Below are 18,972 nucleotides of genomic sequence, written 5' to 3'. Positions count from 1 at the left end.
CATAACAAAATTAAAATAAGAGCAAGGGCTAAATGAAAACATGAAACTTAAAGAGTCGTCATTGGATTTCCATGCGTTTATTGCCATCTATGGCGATACAATATTAAACTCATTTATCAAGAAGGTATACCAGGTAAACCAGAAAGAATTCGTGCTACAGATATACCGTTCTGATGTAAAAAAGAGGGATTTTTTCATATCATTAAATAAGGGAATTGGATTTTATGATGCAGAAAAGCCTGAAGAAGCTACACAATTATCAATGCTATTCAGAAAACAGCTTTCGGAGAAACGTATAGTGGGCATAGAACAGATTAATTTTGATAGGGTAGTAAGGATCACACTGCATACAGGCCAGGAGATTATTCTTGAATTATTCGGTGGCGGAAATCTTATACTTACAGATAATGGCAAAATTGTTTTTGCTATGGAGCAGCATGTATACAAAACCCGTAAAGTACAGATTGGTGAAGAATATATTCCTCCCGCAGTTATTAACCCTGTTGCAGACCTGGAAACTTTCTCCGGAATACTGGATAAAAGCAGTGCATCAATAGTTAAAACTCTCGCAACAAGGGTCAATCTTGGTGGGGAGATAGCTGAAGAAGCATTATACAGGGCAAATATAGAGAAAGACAAAATGCCCTCTGAAATAAAAGACCAGTATCAGATTCTCTACGATAGCATAATGGGGATAATCGGAGAATCTTCTAAAAATAATGCATTTTATTATGAGGCAGAAGAACTACTATCACCTGTGCTCCTGACAGCTATAAATAAAGAACCTGATGTGAAATTTGAAGACTTTAATGAAGGAATTGGTTTTTACCTGAAACATTATCCTGAAAATGAAAAAAATAAATCCAGCGTGGAAAGAAGGATTGAGTCACAGAGAAGGTCAATTGAAGAATTTAATAAATTGATGCAGGTATACAATGAATTCGGAAATTACCTTAAAATGAGTTTCCCACAACTCCAGAAACTTATAAATATAGTTTACAACAATGTAAAAAGAAACACCCCTGAAGATTTCAAGTACATGGATATGGATATAAGTGACATTAACCCTGGCAAAAATACATTTGCCATAAATTATAATGGAACTAAAATCATTTTAAATTACAGGGAATCTGCAGGGAATAATATAAATTATGTGTTTAATACGGCAAAAGACTATAAGGGCAAAATTGAGGGGGCTGAAAAAGCAATAGAGGAGACAAAAAAGCTCATAGTAAAAGAAAAACAGAAAGCAGGAAAAAAGAAACGCGTAAAATACTGGTTTGAGTCATACCACTGGTTTATTTCTTCTTCCGGAAACATGATCATGGCTGGCAGGGATGCCAAAACCAATGAGAAGCTTGTTAAAAAACACATGTCCGATGATGATATTTATGTGCATGCAGATCTTTATGGTGCACCCAGTACAGTAATTAAACATGAAGGAATAGAAATTACAGAGGAAACTATAAAGGAGGCCTGCATATTTTCAATCTCCCTTTCAAGGGCATGGCCCGCAGGCATCGGGTCAGGAACCGCATACTGGGTATATCCATCACAGGTCAGCAAAACACCTGAATCCGGTGAATTTGTATCAAAAGGTTCCTGGATAGTAAGGGGAAAGAGAAATTATGTCCTGAACATTCCTCTGGAGTTAAAGGTATCAATTGTAGACTATAAAGGCAATAATATACCTATGATATCACCTGCTGAAACTAGAACTGAATCAAAAAAATGGGTCCTGATTAAACCGGGAAATGAAAAAAGGTCTGTGGCTGCGGAAAAGATAGCAAAAATACTTGGAATAGAAAAATCAGAGATTGAATCTATTCTTCCGCCTGGAGGGTCTATAGTTGTAGAGAATTCAAAAGAAATAAAGGAATTAAGCTAATTTCTTTTTAAGTTCCTCTATGGTTGATACATCTGTGGGGTCTACATTCCTTACCAGGGCAAGTTCATATGTCAGATAATCGGCATAATGAATCAGGTAGAACAGTTTGGAGAAATAATCCTGTGATGGGGATTTTACCACTGTGAATTGCTCCCCTGTAATTTCCTCTGTAATCCCTATTCTCTGGTTAATTCTTGCATTGTCAGATTCAAATGCATAGAACAGATATTCATCCCTCCTGTATGCAGATTTCAAAGGCATAGTATCGTTATGGTTAAGTTCCGGGAAATAGCTATAAAAGGCGAAGGTTTTTGCATTTTCATTAAACTGGGTTTTCCATCTGTATGCTACAGATTTGAATGGTTTAGACCCGTATATTATAGGAATAGAACTATTTTCGTATATCTTAAATGCTTCAGATTTTATGTCGCTGTGGTTCTTATCCATATCGTCCAGTATGCCATATGTCTGGTTGACTATGGCATCATCTATCGGGGCAAAGGTGTTAAAAAGAGGCATGAGCATATATCCCAGAGCTGACCTTGGCTGGATGCCCGATGGTATGATAATGGATTTTTCTACAATTGTCGCCAGCTTCCCACCCGAGGTGATAGCCCTTACATGGGCACCCTTTTTCTTCGCATCTTCCACATTGCTGAGAGTTTCTTCTGTGTTGCCTGAATAACTCACTGCAATAAAAAGAGTCTTTTCATTTACAAATCCCGGTATGCCGTAATCACCTATTGAAATAACAGGTATGGAAGTATAGTATTCCTGAAAGATATTTCCAACAATTCCAGAACCACCCATACCGGATATAACTATATTATCAAAGTTGAAGTTTATATCAAATTTGTCTTTTGATTTTATCTGTTCCTTCAAATTTTTTATCTCATCCAGAAAATTCATATATCATTAGATAAAAATAGCATATTATTTTTTCTATTGGTCCATGTCCCCGGAAAGCCCGGATAGATAGGAAGTAGATTCGTTTCTTTTTTTAATTGTGGCACCGGTAATAAATACTGCTAGAAGGCACACCAGTGTTGTTGCATCTATGATTAAAAGTAACTGGCTATAGCCCACTATTCCACCTATTGTGCCCAGTAAAACTGATATAAGCCCTCCAAAAAGAGCACCGAAATTATATGATACCCCAGAAATTAAACCCCTGACAGCTGGATTTATACGATCCATAAGCAGCAATGGTATAATGGGCATAGAACCGATTCCCAGGCTAAATACAACCATGCCCGGCACTGCAAGAAACCTGATAGGGGAAAAGTAGGGCACGGCCAGCCATGCAAATGCCAGAGCTATCATAGAACCTGCCATAATAAGGTATTTCTTCCTGAATATTGCCGCCAGTTTTCCAAACAATATAAATCCGGCCGCAACTGTGAGGCTGGAGATTATCATTATTATCCCTATCTGTGATGCCGGAACACCGAACGATGTGGCAATAGTAGGGTAAAATGAGAGTATTGCAAAATATGCAGAGAAGAATCCAGACATCATAATCATGGATTTTGCCAGTGGAATTTTATAATCCCTGAGATTAATTTTTTTCTCTGCCTGCCGGATTTTTTTGTTATCATGTGGAATTTTCATTATGGTATATGGTGCGATGATGAGTGGAATACTGCCGGTTATCAGAAAGAATCTCCAGGTAACTGCTATTGTTGGTAGGAAAAGGATATACGCTATTCCGGTTAATGCGTATCCAATTCCATAACCGCTCTGGATTATCCCGAATATTGTTTGTCTTATGCTTGCAGGGGAAAATTCATATCCCAGCATGGTGCCGGAAGTCCACTCACCACCCATGAAAATTCCCTGTATGAATCTGGCGGAGAAAAGTATGATTACGTCAGGTGAGAAGGCCATTACCCCTGCAAAGATAGCGTATCCTGCAGTACTGAAAGCCATTACACGCCTCGCCCCGATTTTGTCTGATAAGTTCCCGAGGTAAAGCCCGCCAAAAAATCTCCCTATTAACCCGAGGGCGAAGAGTAGTGAAACCACACCGAGGCTTATGTGATATGATTTTTCCAGTTCGGCATAGATATATGTTACAAGAGTTAAATCATAAATATTGCCAATCCAGGAACCGGTGGCAGCAAACGTAGCATGGAAATAATCCTTCATAATACGGCATTTTAACATTTAAGTTAAAGTTTCCCTGACTGTAGCTGGCACATAGGCAAAAATTGCGGGGCACTTTATATATAGTTGACAGTATTTCAATCAGAAAATTCTATTTTAACCTTCCATATAGACCTTTCCTGGACTGTTGCAGCCTTTACACCCCTCTGCTGTATAAGACCAACAAATTTTTCCGCACTCTCCTGTTTGTTAAAATCTACGTATATTGCATCAAGCCCGAATTCTGGCATTGTTCCCTGCGATGAAACCAGATCATTAATTTTACTCATTATTGAAATAAATTTTTCCTTATCTATATAAAATGTACCCTTTTCTATTTTTGACAGCCCGGTTTGCATAATGCCATCATAGGTAATACTGGAAACCTTTTTATTAACATGCCTTCCTGAAGTTCTATAATATAAAAACATCAAAATAAGAAAGATTATAAGTAGGGGAATAGCCAGATAATATATGCCTAAGGTAAACGAAAGTGCAGACATAATAAAAAATATGACTCCTATAGCAAGATATACATTTGCCATCCGGTATGTATTTACATTTATTATATATAATTTACCCGAATTTTTGATAGCTGTATTAAACTGTAAGAATAATTATATTACATATAGTTTCCGGTGGTAAAATATTTTCGCTAAAGCATTTTGGGTTCCTTACTTTTTCTTATTATTTGCCTTCATTCGTCACGGTTTTGCTGGGACAGGTTGCAGAGTTTTAAGGTTGATGCCAGTTATAACGTTACCTTTTCAGGATATCATTGATGGACACCTTAAATCCTTACATATACTTCTGTTCTATCAGCGGAATAAGTTGAAGGTGAATTATATTTTGTAGGAAATTGGAAATTTAACCGAAAATCTTTATAGTCCATACAAAATACACCAATAGTGACGTGTGATACTGATATATAGTACCGTCATGTTTAGCGTTCAGACTACACAACAGATGTGGTGGATGATAGAACCATTAACGATCAGTAGATTGAACGGGTACCATCAAAATAAGTAATGGAAAAACATACCTAAAGATGTTCCAGGCTTTCTCAGGTTGTTGTATAGATATGAAAACTGTGCCAATCTCAATAAAGCAAAAACAATAAAAATAAAGTGTTGATAATGGTATAATAATTCAGGAGTATAGCTCTGAAAATTAAGGGTCTCGTCAAAAAAGTATGATATGATCAAGTGGTATCAAAGAAGTTAATTAATGCAGTGGGAGGTCCAGTATAAGCCTACTTATGCAGGTCGTTGGCTATATGTAATGTGGTGGCAAATGGAAAAGATAAAACTTAATGAAAGTGAGTATAAAACTATGTCAGGTTATCCGTGCATTGATAAATTAATGGAGGGAGGTCTAGAACCCGGAATAATAACTGAATTTTATGGAGAAGGTGGAGCCGGGAAATCAAATCTGGCCATGATCTATTCAATCTCTGCATTAAAAAATGGAAATTCTGCAATTTATATTGACAGTGAGGGCTTTTCAGTTGAAAGATTCAGAAGCATAGCAAATGGCGATATGGAATTAATTAACCATATGAATATTTACAGGGTAAAATCACTTGATGACCAGTATTTAGCACTCATAAAATCGGATAAACTGATAGGAGAAAAGAGAGAGTCAAAAAATAGTTTCGGTATTATGGTGGTTGATTCCTTCACAAATTTTTTTAGAATGGAGGCAGGCAAAGATGCGTCCGCCAGAATGGAGGGCTATGAGAAGCAGTTGAACATACTTTCCGGGATTGCGCTTAAATATAAAATTCCGGTGGTCATAACCAATCAGATATATGAGGATGTGAATAACAGTACACTGGAGCCTTTCGGTGGATTTTTTATAGACCATGCCATGAAAGCCATATACAGGATAGAGAAATTATCCGGGGGAATGAGGAGAATAACCGTCGAAAAACACAGGTCAATCCGCGAAGGTTCCTATACCGGTTTCAGAATAGTTGACAGTGGCATAGAATGTGAGGTTTAAAAATGGGGGTAGATATATCAGGAATCCTGGTCAAACATCAGACCAGCATAAGGGAGAACGGAGGCATAACAGTATCCATAGATGCTTTTAATATAATTTACCAGTTTCTAAGCAGCATAAGGGGTGAGGATGGAGAACCGCTTAAGGATGAACACGGAAATATTACATCACATCTTTCCGGAATTTTTTACCGGACAGCCACATTGCTGGAGAACAATATAAAACCTGTTTATTCATTTGATGGGAAGCCATACCGGCTGAAGGATGAAACATTAAAGGAAAGAAAAGCCATAAAAGAAAAAAATATAGCTGAACTTAATCTTGCAATGGAAAACAAAGATGCGGAAAAAATAAAAACACTATCCTCCAGGATTAATTATATTACGGCAGACATAGTATCAGAATCCAAAAAGCTTTTAGACATGATGGGTGTTCCATGGGTTCAGGCGCCAAGTGAAGGCGAAGCCCAGGCTTCCTACATGAGTAAAGTAGGAGCTGTTGATTCTGTAATTTCACAGGACTATGATTGCCTCCTGTTAGGTGCCAGGAGGGTTCTAAGGAATTTTACCATGTATGGCCGGAGGAGAATTTCCGGAACAGGAAAATTCATAAATATTACCCCCGAAATCATAGATTTAAAGGAAAATCTTGACAATCTGGGAATTACACAGGATCAGCTGATTGGCATCGGGATTCTTGTTGGAACTGATTTTAATCCGGGCATAAGGGGAATAGGCGCGAAAACCGGACTATCCCTGATAAAAAAATACGGCGATATAGAATCTGTGCTGAAACAGAAGAATAAAACCATAGATAATCTGGATGAAATTAAGGAATTTTTTCTGAATCCACCGGTTGAGGATACTGGAGAATTAAAATTTGCACCGCCTTACAGGGAGAAAATAATTGAATATCTCTGTGCGGAACATAGCTTTTCAGAGAATAGGATAAACAGTATACTTGACAGGATAGAAAAGAATTACTCCGGAGCAAACCAGTCCAGCCTTGATAAATATTTTTAGAGGTGCAACTCCTGCTCCGATACCATTACCTTATGTGACCTTGGATACTCCAGTTCTATTATCTCTTTCATAATTTTTTTCAGGTCTTTTTCGTCCACGGTGAAATTTTCGTTTCTGAATCCCTCTTCGATAATGTTGAACCTGCCTTCCAGCTTTTTCACTGTAACTATCCTATCCTTTTTAAAGCTCTTTATAGTGAGCATGTAATTATTATCCATCTTAACTAACATGCTGTAAACGTGTTTATCAACGCTTCTAATAGGTATCCATGGCATTTAATCACTATTAAGTTTATTGCTTACAGGCAATATAACATTTATCAAAATCTGTGTAAGTGCCTTTTTCAAATCCATAGGATGGATCTCGGAATTAAGATATTTTGATTCCAATTCTCCAAAGGAGTGGATTGTATAGGGCCCTCCGTGTGATTCCGGCCGGTTTATCTCTATTTCCGTTGCATAGTAGGGGAATATAACATACTTCATTATATCGATGACAGGATTGCCATCAACAATCCCCATAGGGCAGAATGCATTTTTTATTTTCCTTCTGATATCATCTTCACTATCGGTAAGAAATAATGCAGAATCCGGGTCACTTTTTGACATCTTTTTGAAATCATCCATCCTTCCCTTTCCCTTAAGGGATGAAATCAGTGGCATTTCCACCAGTATCGGTTTTTTCCTCCCCATTTTTTCTGCAATGTCCCTTGCGAGCATATAGGCATGCCTCTGGTCTGTTCCACCAATTGCTATATCAGAATTCAGGTAAAATACATCTGTTACCTGCATGAGCGGATAAATATATTTGCTGAAATCCTTATCAGCATCTTCTTCTGTTCTTCCCATGATTGGAAGTGATCTTCTTATCCTCAATAATGATGAATTCTTCGCTGTCTGTAGAAGCAATTCCCAGTAATCCGGATTGGCTACCAGGTCTGTAGCCCAGATAAACTGGACTCCATCCAGAAGACCAGCATATAACATGCTTTTTCTCAGTGTTTCACCACTTTTCCTGATAAGGTCTATATCGCCGCCCAACTTATCATTAACCCTTGCATGCCAGTCAGCCAGCAAGACCTTTACATTAAATCCAAGCTTTACAAGTTCATTTATCTTGTTTACATAAATCAGTATTGCTATGTGTGGAAGGCCGGAGGGCTCGAACCCGATATAAGCTTCGCTGTTATCCGGAACGAGATCTTTGCACTCCTCGAGGGTAACTACCTCGGCAGTATTCTTTTTTAAAATAACCGTATTTTCCATTTTGTCTTAATAACCTGGTATTTTATTAATTTTTATTTTTTGAGAAGTTTATCTAACAATGATGAGGCTTCCTTTTTGGATAATTCTTCTATTGAACCTTTTTTCAGGGATTTTACATAATCATCCACAATCTTCTGGTTTTCCTCTCCCCTTTTTATAAGATCGTTCACAAATGATAATTGCTTTTTTGTTATGTTTTCATTTTTATTGTACATACAGAAGTGATATGCTAATCATAAATAAAATTATTTACGGAAAATTATTATATTCTTGCTTCATTTGTTAAAGAGGAAACTTTTTTATTTTTGATCTCTTTTCCAGCAGTGTACCTTGTTATCCAGTAGACAGTTTTCAGGAATCCTGTAACAGTATTCATATTAATATCTGTAAAATCTGCCGATTTCTTCCCCTTTGTTTCTGCAAGTTGCTTAAATATTTTGTCCAGGTTATCAAATACAGCGTCGTTCATAAGGTCTATTATCCTCCGAGTTACCGGGTTCATCCTCTTTACCATATTCGGAATAACCTGTTTTGTTGTCCTGAAATCGTATTTCCATGCTTCATATAGTAGATCCCAGTAACCTGCCGGCAGTTTTTCCATGTATGGGAAGGGATTCTTGCTTATCCTGGATGATGTCATTGGAATTACAGGCAGGGGGAATATCCATGCTGTATAATTGCTGTCAATTATACTCTGTACTATATCGATACTTTGCTGGAGGTCCTCCTCTGTTTCCTCCGGATATCCAATTGTCATGGTATAACATGGAAAAACACTGGCCTGGTTCATTATAGAAGTTGCCTTTACGATAACGTCCTTCCAGTCCTCAGGTTTCCATGGATAAGGCTTTGCATTCATGTATTTATGCATAATTTTGGTGCTTCCCGTTTCAAGCCCCACAACAGGAGCCTCTGCACCATATTCTTTCAATCCGCCTATTTCGGATATTTCAAAAAGTGTATCAGGCGAAACCAGGACAGCGGGTGCAGATATATGCGGGAATGTAAGGTACCTGGCACCCATTTTTTTAACTGTTGAAAACAGGTTGACAATAGCATCATGGTTCACGGTAAGTTTTTTCTGGCCATAGAGCATTATATCATCTGTAATGAACTCTATATCCTTATACCCGTTTTTCAGATAAAGCGAAGCTTCGGCCTCTACATTTTCCATTGGAATCGTACGGTATGTTTCCGGGGTAATTGAGCAGAAAGAACATCCCCGGGGGCATCCACGGGTAACCTGCACTTCACCGAAACGGCCCGGTTTTATAATGTTGGGTATATGGGTGATATCTGGCATCCTTCCGGTAATTTCAGCGGGCAAAGATTCCCCATCCAGTGATTTTTTTACAAGTACAGGGAAATCTATTTCAGCTTCACCATTAAAAATTGTGTCCACAAAATCCGGTTTATTCAGGCCAATCTGCCATGCTGCCGGCCCCCCTACGATAACACGGAAGTTGTATTTTTGCTTTAATTTTCTTACCACATCAGCCAACTCTTCGAAATATCTGGCAGTCCAGCTCATCTGGCCACCGAAGAGCATGGTCAACTTAAATGTAACAGGGCTCAATCCATATGGGTCATGCACATTAATGCCAACTACTTTCGTGTCCTCATTTACCTCCTTTTCGAGCCTTTCAGGCGATACTATTTTAATGTCGGAAATTCCCGCATTAACTAGAGAGGCTTCTATTTTTCTCAGAGGATATGGCACATGGAGTGGCTCTCCCCTGTTATATTTCGCAGGGGGTGCGAAAAATTTGTCCATTAATAGTTTTGGAACTATATTGTTTGGCATACACGCAACATACCCTAAAACGGAAACTCCACCATAATCGGTAAAAGTTCCCCTATCAGAAGTCAATATCACTTTAGCCATAAATAATTATTTTACCGAAGTATTTATATGTTACGATTGCATATATGGAACTTATATAATAATACATAGATAAAATTAATTGTTCCGATTGTTGTGGCAATCTGAATCGGTTTATAATACCACATATTTGCATAGAATTATCTTTCAGGATAAAATTATTACAGGGCAATTATCCTTATAACTGAATATGTTTATTCTATAAGTAACCGGTTAATATCCGTATTCTGTTATTAATAATCTGGGTTTGAGTGTCCCCCCAGTAATTTAGTGGTTTAGTTTTCAGGTCAATATATGATGTATAATAATACCCGCATAAATCAGGGTAATTAAAAATTAAAATAAATATGAAAATCCGCATATTTATTTATGGAAAAAATAATATATGTATGCACATTGTCATACTAGATGATCGTAGACTCTATTGAAATGGAAAACTTCAAATCTTATGGAGACAAACAATCAATTAAAATTAACAAAGGGTTCACGGTAATTATTGGCCCGAACGGTTCCGGCAAAAGCAATATTGGCGACAGCATGCTCTTTGTTCTTGGCATCAGGGCAAACAAAACTGTCAGGGTAGATAAACTTGAGGATTTTATCCACAAAACCGATCCTCCAAAAAAACATTGTTACGTTGTATTAAACGTTATATCCAACGAAAATAACAGGTATTCCATAAAAAGGGAGCTTGTATACAACCATGGCGAATACAAATCCAATTATTATATAAATGATAAACGTGCGAGCAGGACTGATGTATTGAAGCTTATAGATAGCTTCCATATATATCTTGACGCCTACAGCTTCGTTCTCCAGGGCGATATAAACAACCTTGTAAAAATGACAGGAACCGAAAAAAGGAAGCTTTTTGAATCCATTGCAGGGATAGAAAGTTATAAGGAAAGAATTGAAAGTGCGCAGAATGATATAAATGGGCTGAATGAAAACCTCAATAGCATGGATGCTGTGCTTTTAGAAATAAAAAGTATGCTTGATACCCTGGAAGTAGATAGGGAAAACGCCTTAAAATACAATAAGCTCAATAAAGAAGTTAACGAATTAAAATTCTTCCTTAAAGTAAAGGACCGGGACAGGATAAACCAGGAACTTGCCATGTATAACGGGAATATAGAGAAAAGCCAATCAGACATAGATAATCTGGAAAATGAGAATAAAAACCTGTCCATACAGAGGGATGAAGCCATTAACAGGATAAAGGAAATAGAAGATAAATTGGATGCAATGGGTGGGCAGGAAGTTAAAGGCATTAGAAAAAGGATAGAAGAATTGAATATTGGAATTGCAGAGTTAAAAACAAAGATAGGCAGCACTGGTGAATCAAAGACAAATTCAGAAGCACGGTTAAAAACTTCCCGTGAGGCCTATAACTTCAACAGGGAACAGCTGGAAAATAAACTCAAAGAGAAGAAAAACTATGAGTCTTACCTTAAGGGAACAGAGAATTCCATAGCTAAAATTAACAGGGAACTGGAAAAATTCCGGCAGGAAAATTACGAAAACTCAAAATTGACAAGGGAAATTAACGACAGGCTCGCAGCAATCGATGTAGAAATGCAGCAGGCAAATGACCAGATTATCAATGATTACGACATCAGAACTATAGAACAGGAATTGTCAGGATTTTCCAGGGAAAATACCATGAACGAGGAAAAAATAAAGGAAGAATCCATAAAAGTAAAGGATTTAAAATGGAAAATAGATAACCTGAAAAAAAATATTAAAGAGTATAGTGAAGAAATCAATGAAGTAAATAAAAAATTTCTTACCGTGAGGAACAAGCTTAATGAACTCGTAACAATGAAAAGCAACAACGACGTGGAAATCAGGAATAAGGAGAAAGAACTCCGTGGCCTTAACTATAGAGGCACAGCTAGCCCGGCATTAAGGGAAATAAACAGTATGATGGAAACGGAAAGTGGAATTCACGGGCCACTGGGAAAACTCATAGAATATGAGGACAAATATGCAAATGCTGTGATTGTGGCTGCAGGAGGCAGATTGAATTCCATAGTTGTTGATAATGATTCTGTGGCACAGATGTGCATACAGGCAATAAAAGCAAAGAAATTGGGGCGGTTGACATTCATACCTCTGAATAAGATTGCCACTTCACCGGACAGGCAAAAGGCAGCAGAATTAATAAATTCAGGCAATGCTATTGATTTTGTCAGAAATCTTATAACCTGCGACCCTGCATTTGAAAAAGCCATTAAATACGCATTCGGTGACACCGTACTTATGGATACACTGGAAAATGCAAGGAAGCATATGACCGGAGTACGTATAGTAACGCTGGATGGGGATGTTCTGGACCCTTCCGGAGCAATGACAGGCGGATCAATTAAAAATGATGAAATTCTGGCAAACCGTATAACGAAAGCCATAGCTGAACTGGAGGAACAGAATGAAATACTGAAAAGTGAGATAAGCTTCAAGGAAAAAGAAAACTCGGAAATATCCTCCAAACTGGCTGACCTTACAAGGAAGCGGGATATTTCAACCAGCAATATTAATAATTACGAAACCCAGCTGCAGGAATCTGAGAACTCCATAGAGGCAGCGAAAACAAGGATTGAAGAAATTAAATTGAAAATAAAGGATGCAGAAGATAGAAAAAGCAATTTTGAGTTCAAGAAAAATGAAGTAAAGATGCAGCTATTTACCCTGGATAAGGAACGTAAAGAGCTATTTAAAAAATTAAAGGAACTGGCCCCAGAAAATGTGGAGATAGAAAAACAGATGGAAGAGGAACTGGGCAATGAAATGAAAAGCAGGGAAAATTATTCCAGTAAACTTGCACAGATTGAAACTGAATTTAAACACTTCACAGAAAAAAGCCAGGAGCTGGAGGAAAAAATAACCGGGCTTGAAAATGAAATAACAAAATTTACCGGCATGGTAGCTGAATTCAAAAATAAAGTCGAAGCAATGGAAAAAGAGCTTGAGGAAAACCGTGCAAAAGAAAATGAAATAGATTCCCGTTCAAGGGAGCTTTATACCGAAAAAAACCAGGTTTCCACTGCCAGGGACAAATTATTTGAAAATATAAGGAAGAATGATGATCTAATAAGCAATAAAAAAGCCATTATAGCAGGCCTTAAAACAAAAATAGAAAATCTGGCATTCCAGCTTGAAACAATAAATTACGAGATAGAAAATACAGGCATGGAATACATAGAGTTCAACATGAGCATATCCGAGGTGAAGCAAAAAATAGATGAAAACAGCCGGGAAATCGAAAAGTTGGGGGCGGTAAATATGAAAGCAATTGAACAGTATGACATGGAACTCAATAAGTACAATAGCACAGAGGAAAAATACAAAACCCTGCTTTCAGAGAAAAATGACCTTATAGACCTGCAGAATCAGATCATAGAAGACGAAAAGAGAATATTCCTCGAATTATTTGATACTATTAATTCCCAGTTTCAGAAAATTTATGCAAGGTTATCAGAAGGAGGAGAGGCAAACCTGGAAATCACCAGCAGGGATGACCCGTTGAATTCTGAAGTTTATATAAAGGTAAAGCCCAGGGGAAAACACATGATAAAAATAGACGCACTTAGCGGTGGTGAAAAAAGTGTGGCTGTACTGGCATTGATACTTTCATTCCAGATAAAAAATCCATCGCCCATATACTATCTTGATGAGGTTGATATGTTCCTTGACGGGCATAATGCCGAACATGTGGGCGAATTATTTATGGAGAATTCCAAAACTTCACAGGTGGTGATGGTTTCCCTGAAGGGTGCGGTAACGAAATTTGCGGATAACCTGATTGCTGTAACCACAGATAAGCATGGAAATACAAAAATAATACAGAAACGTATAGGTGAGGGGATTGGAAAGGGATGAAATATTAAAGGCCCTGATAACACAGGATGTGGGCGAAGACCTATCATACTATAATGAAATCCTTAACAGCACAGAGGACAATATAGATTATCCTGATATATTATCACAGACAGTTTCTAAAATATTCAGGCTCGTCCTCACGGGGAAACTGGACCCGTGGAGTGTTAACATTTCAGAATTTAAAAATATTTTTGCCCGGGAAAAGAATGAAAATTTCGAAATTGCCGGTATACTTATTTCCAGTGCCTGGCATGTCCTTTATGAAAAAAGCATATACATGGTTCAGCGTGCTATTTATGAGGATCCTGATTCTCCTGAAGAATACGCAGAGCCTGAAGATGGCATGGATATATTCAATACCGATGATACCACCATAGGAACTATGCCAGACCTCCGTGTTCCGGTAATACATCAGGAAGAAGCTAAAGTAACACTTAAAGAGTTTTTAAGTGCAATGAAAAGTGTATACAGGAACAGTGAAAAAAAGGTAGTGGAGGAGGAGCCGGAAGATATTCCAGATATTGATGAGGATATAATAGCCAGGTCAAACACAGATGCAGTTGACGAAGGCATAAAAGACACATTGCAGAAAATATCACATTATATGAATCCATTTTTTGTTGAAGATTACTGGGGAAACACAAAATATGAAAGGGCGAATTTTATTTTATTTTTGCTCTTCCTGGAAAGAGGGGGAAAAGTTACATTAAACCAGGAAGAACCATTTGGAAATATAGAAGTTATAAAATTATTTTAAGTGCCATCTATTATTCCATCCTCAGTGAGGGTAATTACAGCTTCTCCCTCAGGCAGGTAAGGCGAATCAATCAGCCTTGCTATTCTTTTTCCTGCTTTGGCTTTTCTGAGATAGAGCCTGAAAGTTGCGGTATGCCCTACAATATTCCCTCCTATTGGAGTCATAGGGTCCCCGAAGAAGACTGCAGGATTTGCAGATACCTGGTTCGTAACAGCTATAACAGCATTGAATATTGTTCCAAATTTCAACAGATCATGCATATGCTTATTCAACAACTGTTGCCTCTCTGCAAGTGATCCCCTGCCAACATATTCTGAACGGAAATGGGAGGTCAATGAATCCACTATCAATAGTTTTATTGGAAACTCCTTTGCTATATCGGATGCCTTCTCAGCCAGGAGTATCTGGTGATGTGCATTATATGCCCTTGCAACATGTATTCTTTTAAGTGTCTCATCCGGATCAAGATTCTTTGCTTTTGCCATCTGGATTACCCTTTCAGGCCTGAATGTATTTTCTGTATCTATAATGAGCACATCCGAGTTAAGCCCTCCCTGTTCCTCGGGCATTGTTGCATTTACTGCAAGCTGGAGCATTATCTGTGTTTTGCCGGAACCGAATTCACCGAAAAACTCTGTTATGGATTGTGTTTCCAGGCCACCGCCAATAAGATTGTCAAGCCCCTGTGCACCAGTACTAAGTTTTCTTACTTCTTTTCTTCTCTTCAGAATTTCTTCCCCTGTTTCAAAATTGCCAACATCAGCATATTTTCTGGCTGCATTAATTATTTTTACAGCTGCACCTTCGGCTATGCCACTGATATCAGCAAGGTCCTTAGGCGACGCAACTGCAATAGCCATAATATCGTCGTATCCGTTTTCCCTTAGCTTTTCAGCTGTTGCCTCCCCAACACCGGGTAAATCTTCTATCGTAAGTTTCTTATTTTCAAGTTCGCTGTCCAATTCATCATCTATTTTTTTTTCTTTTGCCATTTTAATATTCAACTCCTTTTATGCCAAGTGAAGCGTCTGTCTTATCCCTCGACAGATCAGGATCCATACCGAACATAGCCCTGATAGCATCAATGTTTTCCGGTATGACATCACTTTCCTGATGCACTGCCTGAATATAATGCACTTTATTCTTATAAATATTTATACTTCCTTTCCAGATGGCTATCTCGTAGAGGTCCGATCTATTTCTCGATAGTTCTCTTGCATAATCCATAACCTGTGCTGTGGAATTTACCCCTTCCTTATCATTAATAAGAATTAAACGCCTCTTCTTTGACAATTCAGATATTACTTCATCAATGCCGGGTTCTGATTTTAATTCAAGGTTTATAACATGGACATGCATAAGTGTTGTTGGAACCTTTACAGCTGATGTCTCTACATTTATTCCATCCATAACTGTCTTTAAATCTTCAGCATGGTGTGATGGATATGACATTGAAGGCTCTATTGCGTTTATTGGCCCCTTTTTATTATCATTCGGGTCTGTAGCACGGCGCATAATTGTTGCGTTTACTTCCTGAACTCCAAACTTTTCCTTTAATGGAGAAACAGACCTCGCAAGTGCTGTGGTATTGCACGATACAACCCTGACATAATTTTTGTTTAATGAAGAGGAATAATTGGAATATGAATTAAAGCTTGATTCAACAACGGTGCTTTTTTCGCCTCCTTCCAGGACTGCCTTGATTCCATACTGGCGGTATAACTTCAAATTTTTTTCTCCATTTCCTTCAGGTGTGCCATCAACAACAATATCCGATTCTGAAAGCAAATCATCCAGTGTGCCTTTCACCCTTATTCCATGTGCCTCAAATTCCCGTTTCTTGTCCATATCTGGAGTATAAATATTAAAATCCCTGGAAGCAAGTTTTGTAACATAATCAGGGGAATTCTTTACAATGCCTGTAACGTACATGTCATCCTGTATGGACACCCCATAAGCCACTCTCCTGCCTATTGTGCCATAACCATTAATAGCTACTCCTATCATTGGAATAAGATAGTGTTGCATATTATAAATTTATTCATTTATCTGTATCCAAACAATCAAGGAAATGGTTATATTTATTAGATTAATCATACAATGTGGCAAGTACCGGATTAATGCAATATTTCAGGGAATATTATTATAAAAACCATCTTGGCATACCTGATATGCTATTCCAGAGGGAGATTGGCTTTATACCTTTTAACGGTACAATGATCAGGCATAAAAAATTCGATAGCCAGAACGAAATAGAAAATTTCGTGCGTAGAGCTATACCCAGGCATCTTTATTATTCATCTTCCTATTACCGGTTTCCTGACCAGCATAAAATGCTCGAAAAGGAATGGCTCGGTGCAGAACTGATATTTGACCTTGACGCAGACCATATTGAGGGAGCAGATAAAATGACCTATATGGAAATACTTGCGGAGGTAAAGAAGCATACTCTGAGGCTCCTGGAAATGCTTATGGATGATTTTGGATTCGAAGAGAAAAATATTCGCCTTTATTTCTCCGGAGGCAGGGGGTACCATGTCCATGTAGAAAGTGATAGGATATACACCATGGATTCTGATTCCAGAAGGGAAATCGGAGATTATATCAAAATTGAAGGATTGAATGTGGAGGATTTGAAGTTGCTAGACGATAGTTATTTTGAATATGGAATACTTAAAAAATTTAACATTTACATATCCAATTTTTACAGAAATCTGGATGAAAATTACATAAAAAAAGTATTCCCGAAATCCTGGTGGAATTATTTAGAGTATCTGGAAAAATATTACAATGGGGAAAAAATCAGGGATTTCCTCAGCAATGAAAAAGGAAATAAATTTAAGTTGTTGATAAAGCAGAATAAAAGCAATGAAAACGCTTCAATAGATTATGACAGGATAATGCTTGGCAAAATTCTTGAAGATTTTAAAGGTAATGCGCTGGCAGAGATTGATGAACCTGTCACCACAGATATCCACCGCCTTATAAGGTTCCCCTATAGCCTCCATGGAAAAACAGGACTCATGGTTAAACCGGTAGCTATAGATAAATTAAAAACTTTTAACCCGCTTGATGAGGCTATTCCAGATATGTTTCTGAAAAGGGATGCAAAAATTAATTTAAAGATAGATAAATTTTCCATAGAAATGAATGGGCAAAATTATAATATAGCCAGGGGGGAAAACTCTGTTCCATTATACCTTGCTATATTCGCCAGCGCCATAGATGTTGCAGATTTTATTTAGTCTGCCAGATCAAGGTTCTTCAACCTTGCTATGAAATCATCTTTACTGGTGTCAAACAACGATGTAAGTTTTATCAGGTCTTCTCCTTCTATAAGCTCCTTTGCCTTCGATTTAAATGGGAATATATCTTCTTTTGTTAGAATTCCTTTTTCACCCAGGTCAATTATTGTTTCCCAGGCATTCAGCCGTATATACTGATTGGAGGATTTAAGAACATTAAAAAGATATTTTTTATTATCGTCGTAATCTGCATTGCTAATCACGCCGGCCTTCAATAGCAATGGAACCATGTGCCATGCATCGCTTACAACCCCGGGATTATCACTTTTCAGGCTTGCTATGAAAATATCTTTATACGGAGTTAGATAGGTATTGTCTATATATCCACCATTTACAAGGTCAATAGCATTCCACCATGCGGTAAGGTCCCCACTTTTTACATATGGAATAAGATAGGATTTCCTTTTATCTATATCTTCCTTACTTATATATCCTGCATCAGCAAACCTTCTTGCCAGTACCCATGCATGTACTTTAACCATTTCATCAGTGGTAGTTAGCAAATCGAGGAATTTTGTCTTATTTTCAATAACATACTCTTTTGTGAGTATATTGTTATCAATAAGGAAATCAACCTTATACCATGCATCCAATCTGGAAAACTGGTCCTCAAGCGACAGTGATTTTATATAGTACGGTTTATTCTTTTCAATTAACTCGTTTACCATGATTTATACATAGTGTATCTATATAAATATTTTTCGAGATATTCACAACTATGACTAATTCATCCAGAAAATAAAATTCTTATCGGCCAGATTTAAGGAAAAATTATGATTTAACTTTTAATATTAAAGCATATTGTAGAAATATTCCTATCCATTA

The 18,972-nt window shown here is 37.6% G+C and carries 16 protein-coding genes; 6 read left to right on the top strand and 10 right to left on the bottom strand.

The window, feature by feature from the left end:
- The first annotated feature begins 40 nt into the window (after window positions 1–40).
- Window positions 41–1,888 (top strand): ribosome rescue protein RqcH, encoded by a 1,848-nt coding sequence (rqcH, locus tag fad_RS02770; RefSeq protein ID WP_081141692.1) that lies wholly within the window; start codon window positions 41–43, stop codon window positions 1,886–1,888.
- Here the strand turns inward: rqcH and fad_RS02765 are convergent.
- From fad_RS02765 to fad_RS02755, 3 genes are all read right to left on the bottom strand, one after another.
- Window positions 1,880–2,797 carry a bifunctional phosphoglucose/phosphomannose isomerase gene (locus fad_RS02765; RefSeq protein WP_081141690.1) on the bottom strand — a complete coding sequence of 306 codons (918 nt, stop codon included), beginning with the start codon at window positions 2,795–2,797 and terminating at the stop codon, window positions 1,880–1,882. The genes rqcH and fad_RS02765 overlap by 9 nt on opposite strands.
- A gap of 33 nt (window positions 2,798–2,830) precedes the next feature.
- On the bottom strand, window positions 2,831–4,036 hold the full coding sequence (locus fad_RS02760; protein WP_009887618.1) for an MFS transporter: 1,206 nt from the start codon (window positions 4,034–4,036) through the stop codon (window positions 2,831–2,833).
- A 95-nt stretch (window positions 4,037–4,131) separates the two neighbouring features.
- A complete protein-coding gene (locus fad_RS02755; protein WP_009887617.1) occupies window positions 4,132–4,578 on the bottom strand; it encodes a hypothetical protein in 447 nt (148 codons plus the stop codon).
- A gap of 748 nt (window positions 4,579–5,326) precedes the next feature.
- On the opposite strand from fad_RS02755, the gene radB reads away from it, so the two are divergent.
- Both radB and fen read left to right on the top strand, forming a co-directional pair.
- Window positions 5,327–6,037 (top strand): DNA repair and recombination protein RadB, encoded by a 711-nt coding sequence (gene radB / locus fad_RS02750; RefSeq protein ID WP_236940599.1) that lies wholly within the window; start codon window positions 5,327–5,329, stop codon window positions 6,035–6,037.
- A gap of 2 nt (window positions 6,038–6,039) precedes the next feature.
- On the top strand, window positions 6,040–7,059 hold the full coding sequence (gene fen / locus fad_RS02745) for a flap endonuclease-1 (protein ID WP_009887615.1): 1,020 nt from the start codon (window positions 6,040–6,042) through the stop codon (window positions 7,057–7,059).
- Here the strand turns inward: fen and fad_RS02740 are convergent.
- The 4 genes from fad_RS02740 to fad_RS02725 are packed head-to-tail and all read right to left on the bottom strand — an operon-like array spanning window position 7,056 to window position 10,209.
- On the bottom strand, window positions 7,056–7,334 hold the full coding sequence (locus fad_RS02740; RefSeq protein WP_081141687.1) for a hypothetical protein: 279 nt from the start codon (window positions 7,332–7,334) through the stop codon (window positions 7,056–7,058). The genes fen and fad_RS02740 overlap by 4 nt on opposite strands.
- Window positions 7,335–8,324, bottom strand: a complete 990-nt coding sequence (locus fad_RS02735) for a tyrosine--tRNA ligase (protein WP_081141685.1) — start codon at window positions 8,322–8,324, stop codon at window positions 7,335–7,337.
- A 32-nt stretch (window positions 8,325–8,356) separates the two neighbouring features.
- Window positions 8,357–8,539 carry a hypothetical protein gene (locus tag fad_RS02730; RefSeq protein WP_009887612.1) on the bottom strand — a complete coding sequence of 61 codons (183 nt, stop codon included), beginning with the start codon at window positions 8,537–8,539 and terminating at the stop codon, window positions 8,357–8,359.
- Between the two features lie 47 nt (window positions 8,540–8,586).
- Window positions 8,587–10,209 (bottom strand): B12-binding domain-containing radical SAM protein, encoded by a 1,623-nt coding sequence (locus fad_RS02725; protein WP_081141683.1) that lies wholly within the window; start codon window positions 10,207–10,209, stop codon window positions 8,587–8,589.
- A 405-nt stretch (window positions 10,210–10,614) separates the two neighbouring features.
- Here fad_RS02725 and smc point away from each other — a divergent pair, with 405 nt between their 5' ends.
- Both smc and fad_RS02715 read left to right on the top strand, forming a co-directional pair.
- The gene (gene smc / locus fad_RS02720; protein ID WP_009887610.1) at window positions 10,615–14,085 is read left to right on the top strand and encodes a chromosome segregation protein SMC; all 3,471 of its coding nucleotides are present in this window, start codon (window positions 10,615–10,617) and stop codon (window positions 14,083–14,085) included.
- Window positions 14,072–14,842, top strand: a complete 771-nt coding sequence (locus fad_RS02715; RefSeq protein ID WP_081141682.1) for a hypothetical protein — start codon at window positions 14,072–14,074, stop codon at window positions 14,840–14,842. Before smc ends, fad_RS02715 begins: the two co-directional genes overlap by 14 nt.
- On the opposite strand, the gene radA is transcribed toward fad_RS02715, so the two are convergent.
- Both radA and fad_RS02705 read right to left on the bottom strand, forming a co-directional pair.
- Entirely contained in the window at window positions 14,839–15,834 is a 996-nt protein-coding gene (gene radA, locus fad_RS02710; protein WP_019841717.1) for a DNA repair and recombination protein RadA, read from the bottom strand. The genes fad_RS02715 and radA overlap by 4 nt on opposite strands.
- Before the next feature lies 1 nt (window position 15,835).
- Window positions 15,836–16,849, bottom strand: a complete 1,014-nt coding sequence (locus tag fad_RS02705) for a type II glyceraldehyde-3-phosphate dehydrogenase (protein ID WP_081141680.1) — start codon at window positions 16,847–16,849, stop codon at window positions 15,836–15,838.
- A 95-nt stretch (window positions 16,850–16,944) separates the two neighbouring features.
- Between fad_RS02705 and priS the strand changes: the two genes are divergently transcribed.
- The gene (priS, locus tag fad_RS02700) at window positions 16,945–18,087 is read left to right on the top strand and encodes a DNA primase catalytic subunit PriS (protein ID WP_236940598.1); all 1,143 of its coding nucleotides are present in this window, start codon (window positions 16,945–16,947) and stop codon (window positions 18,085–18,087) included.
- Here the strand turns inward: priS and fad_RS02695 are convergent.
- The gene (locus fad_RS02695) at window positions 18,084–18,815 is read right to left on the bottom strand and encodes a hypothetical protein (protein ID WP_081141679.1); all 732 of its coding nucleotides are present in this window, start codon (window positions 18,813–18,815) and stop codon (window positions 18,084–18,086) included. The two genes, priS and fad_RS02695, sit on opposite strands and share 4 nt — an antisense overlap.
- Window positions 18,816–18,972: the final 157 nt, after the last annotated feature.

Source organism: Ferroplasma acidiphilum (genome assembly GCF_002078355.1).
Taxonomy (GTDB): domain Archaea; phylum Thermoplasmatota; class Thermoplasmata; order Thermoplasmatales; family Thermoplasmataceae; genus Ferroplasma; species Ferroplasma acidiphilum.
Note: the sequence above shows the minus strand (reverse complement) of the source record. Positions and strands in the feature narration are given on the sequence as shown.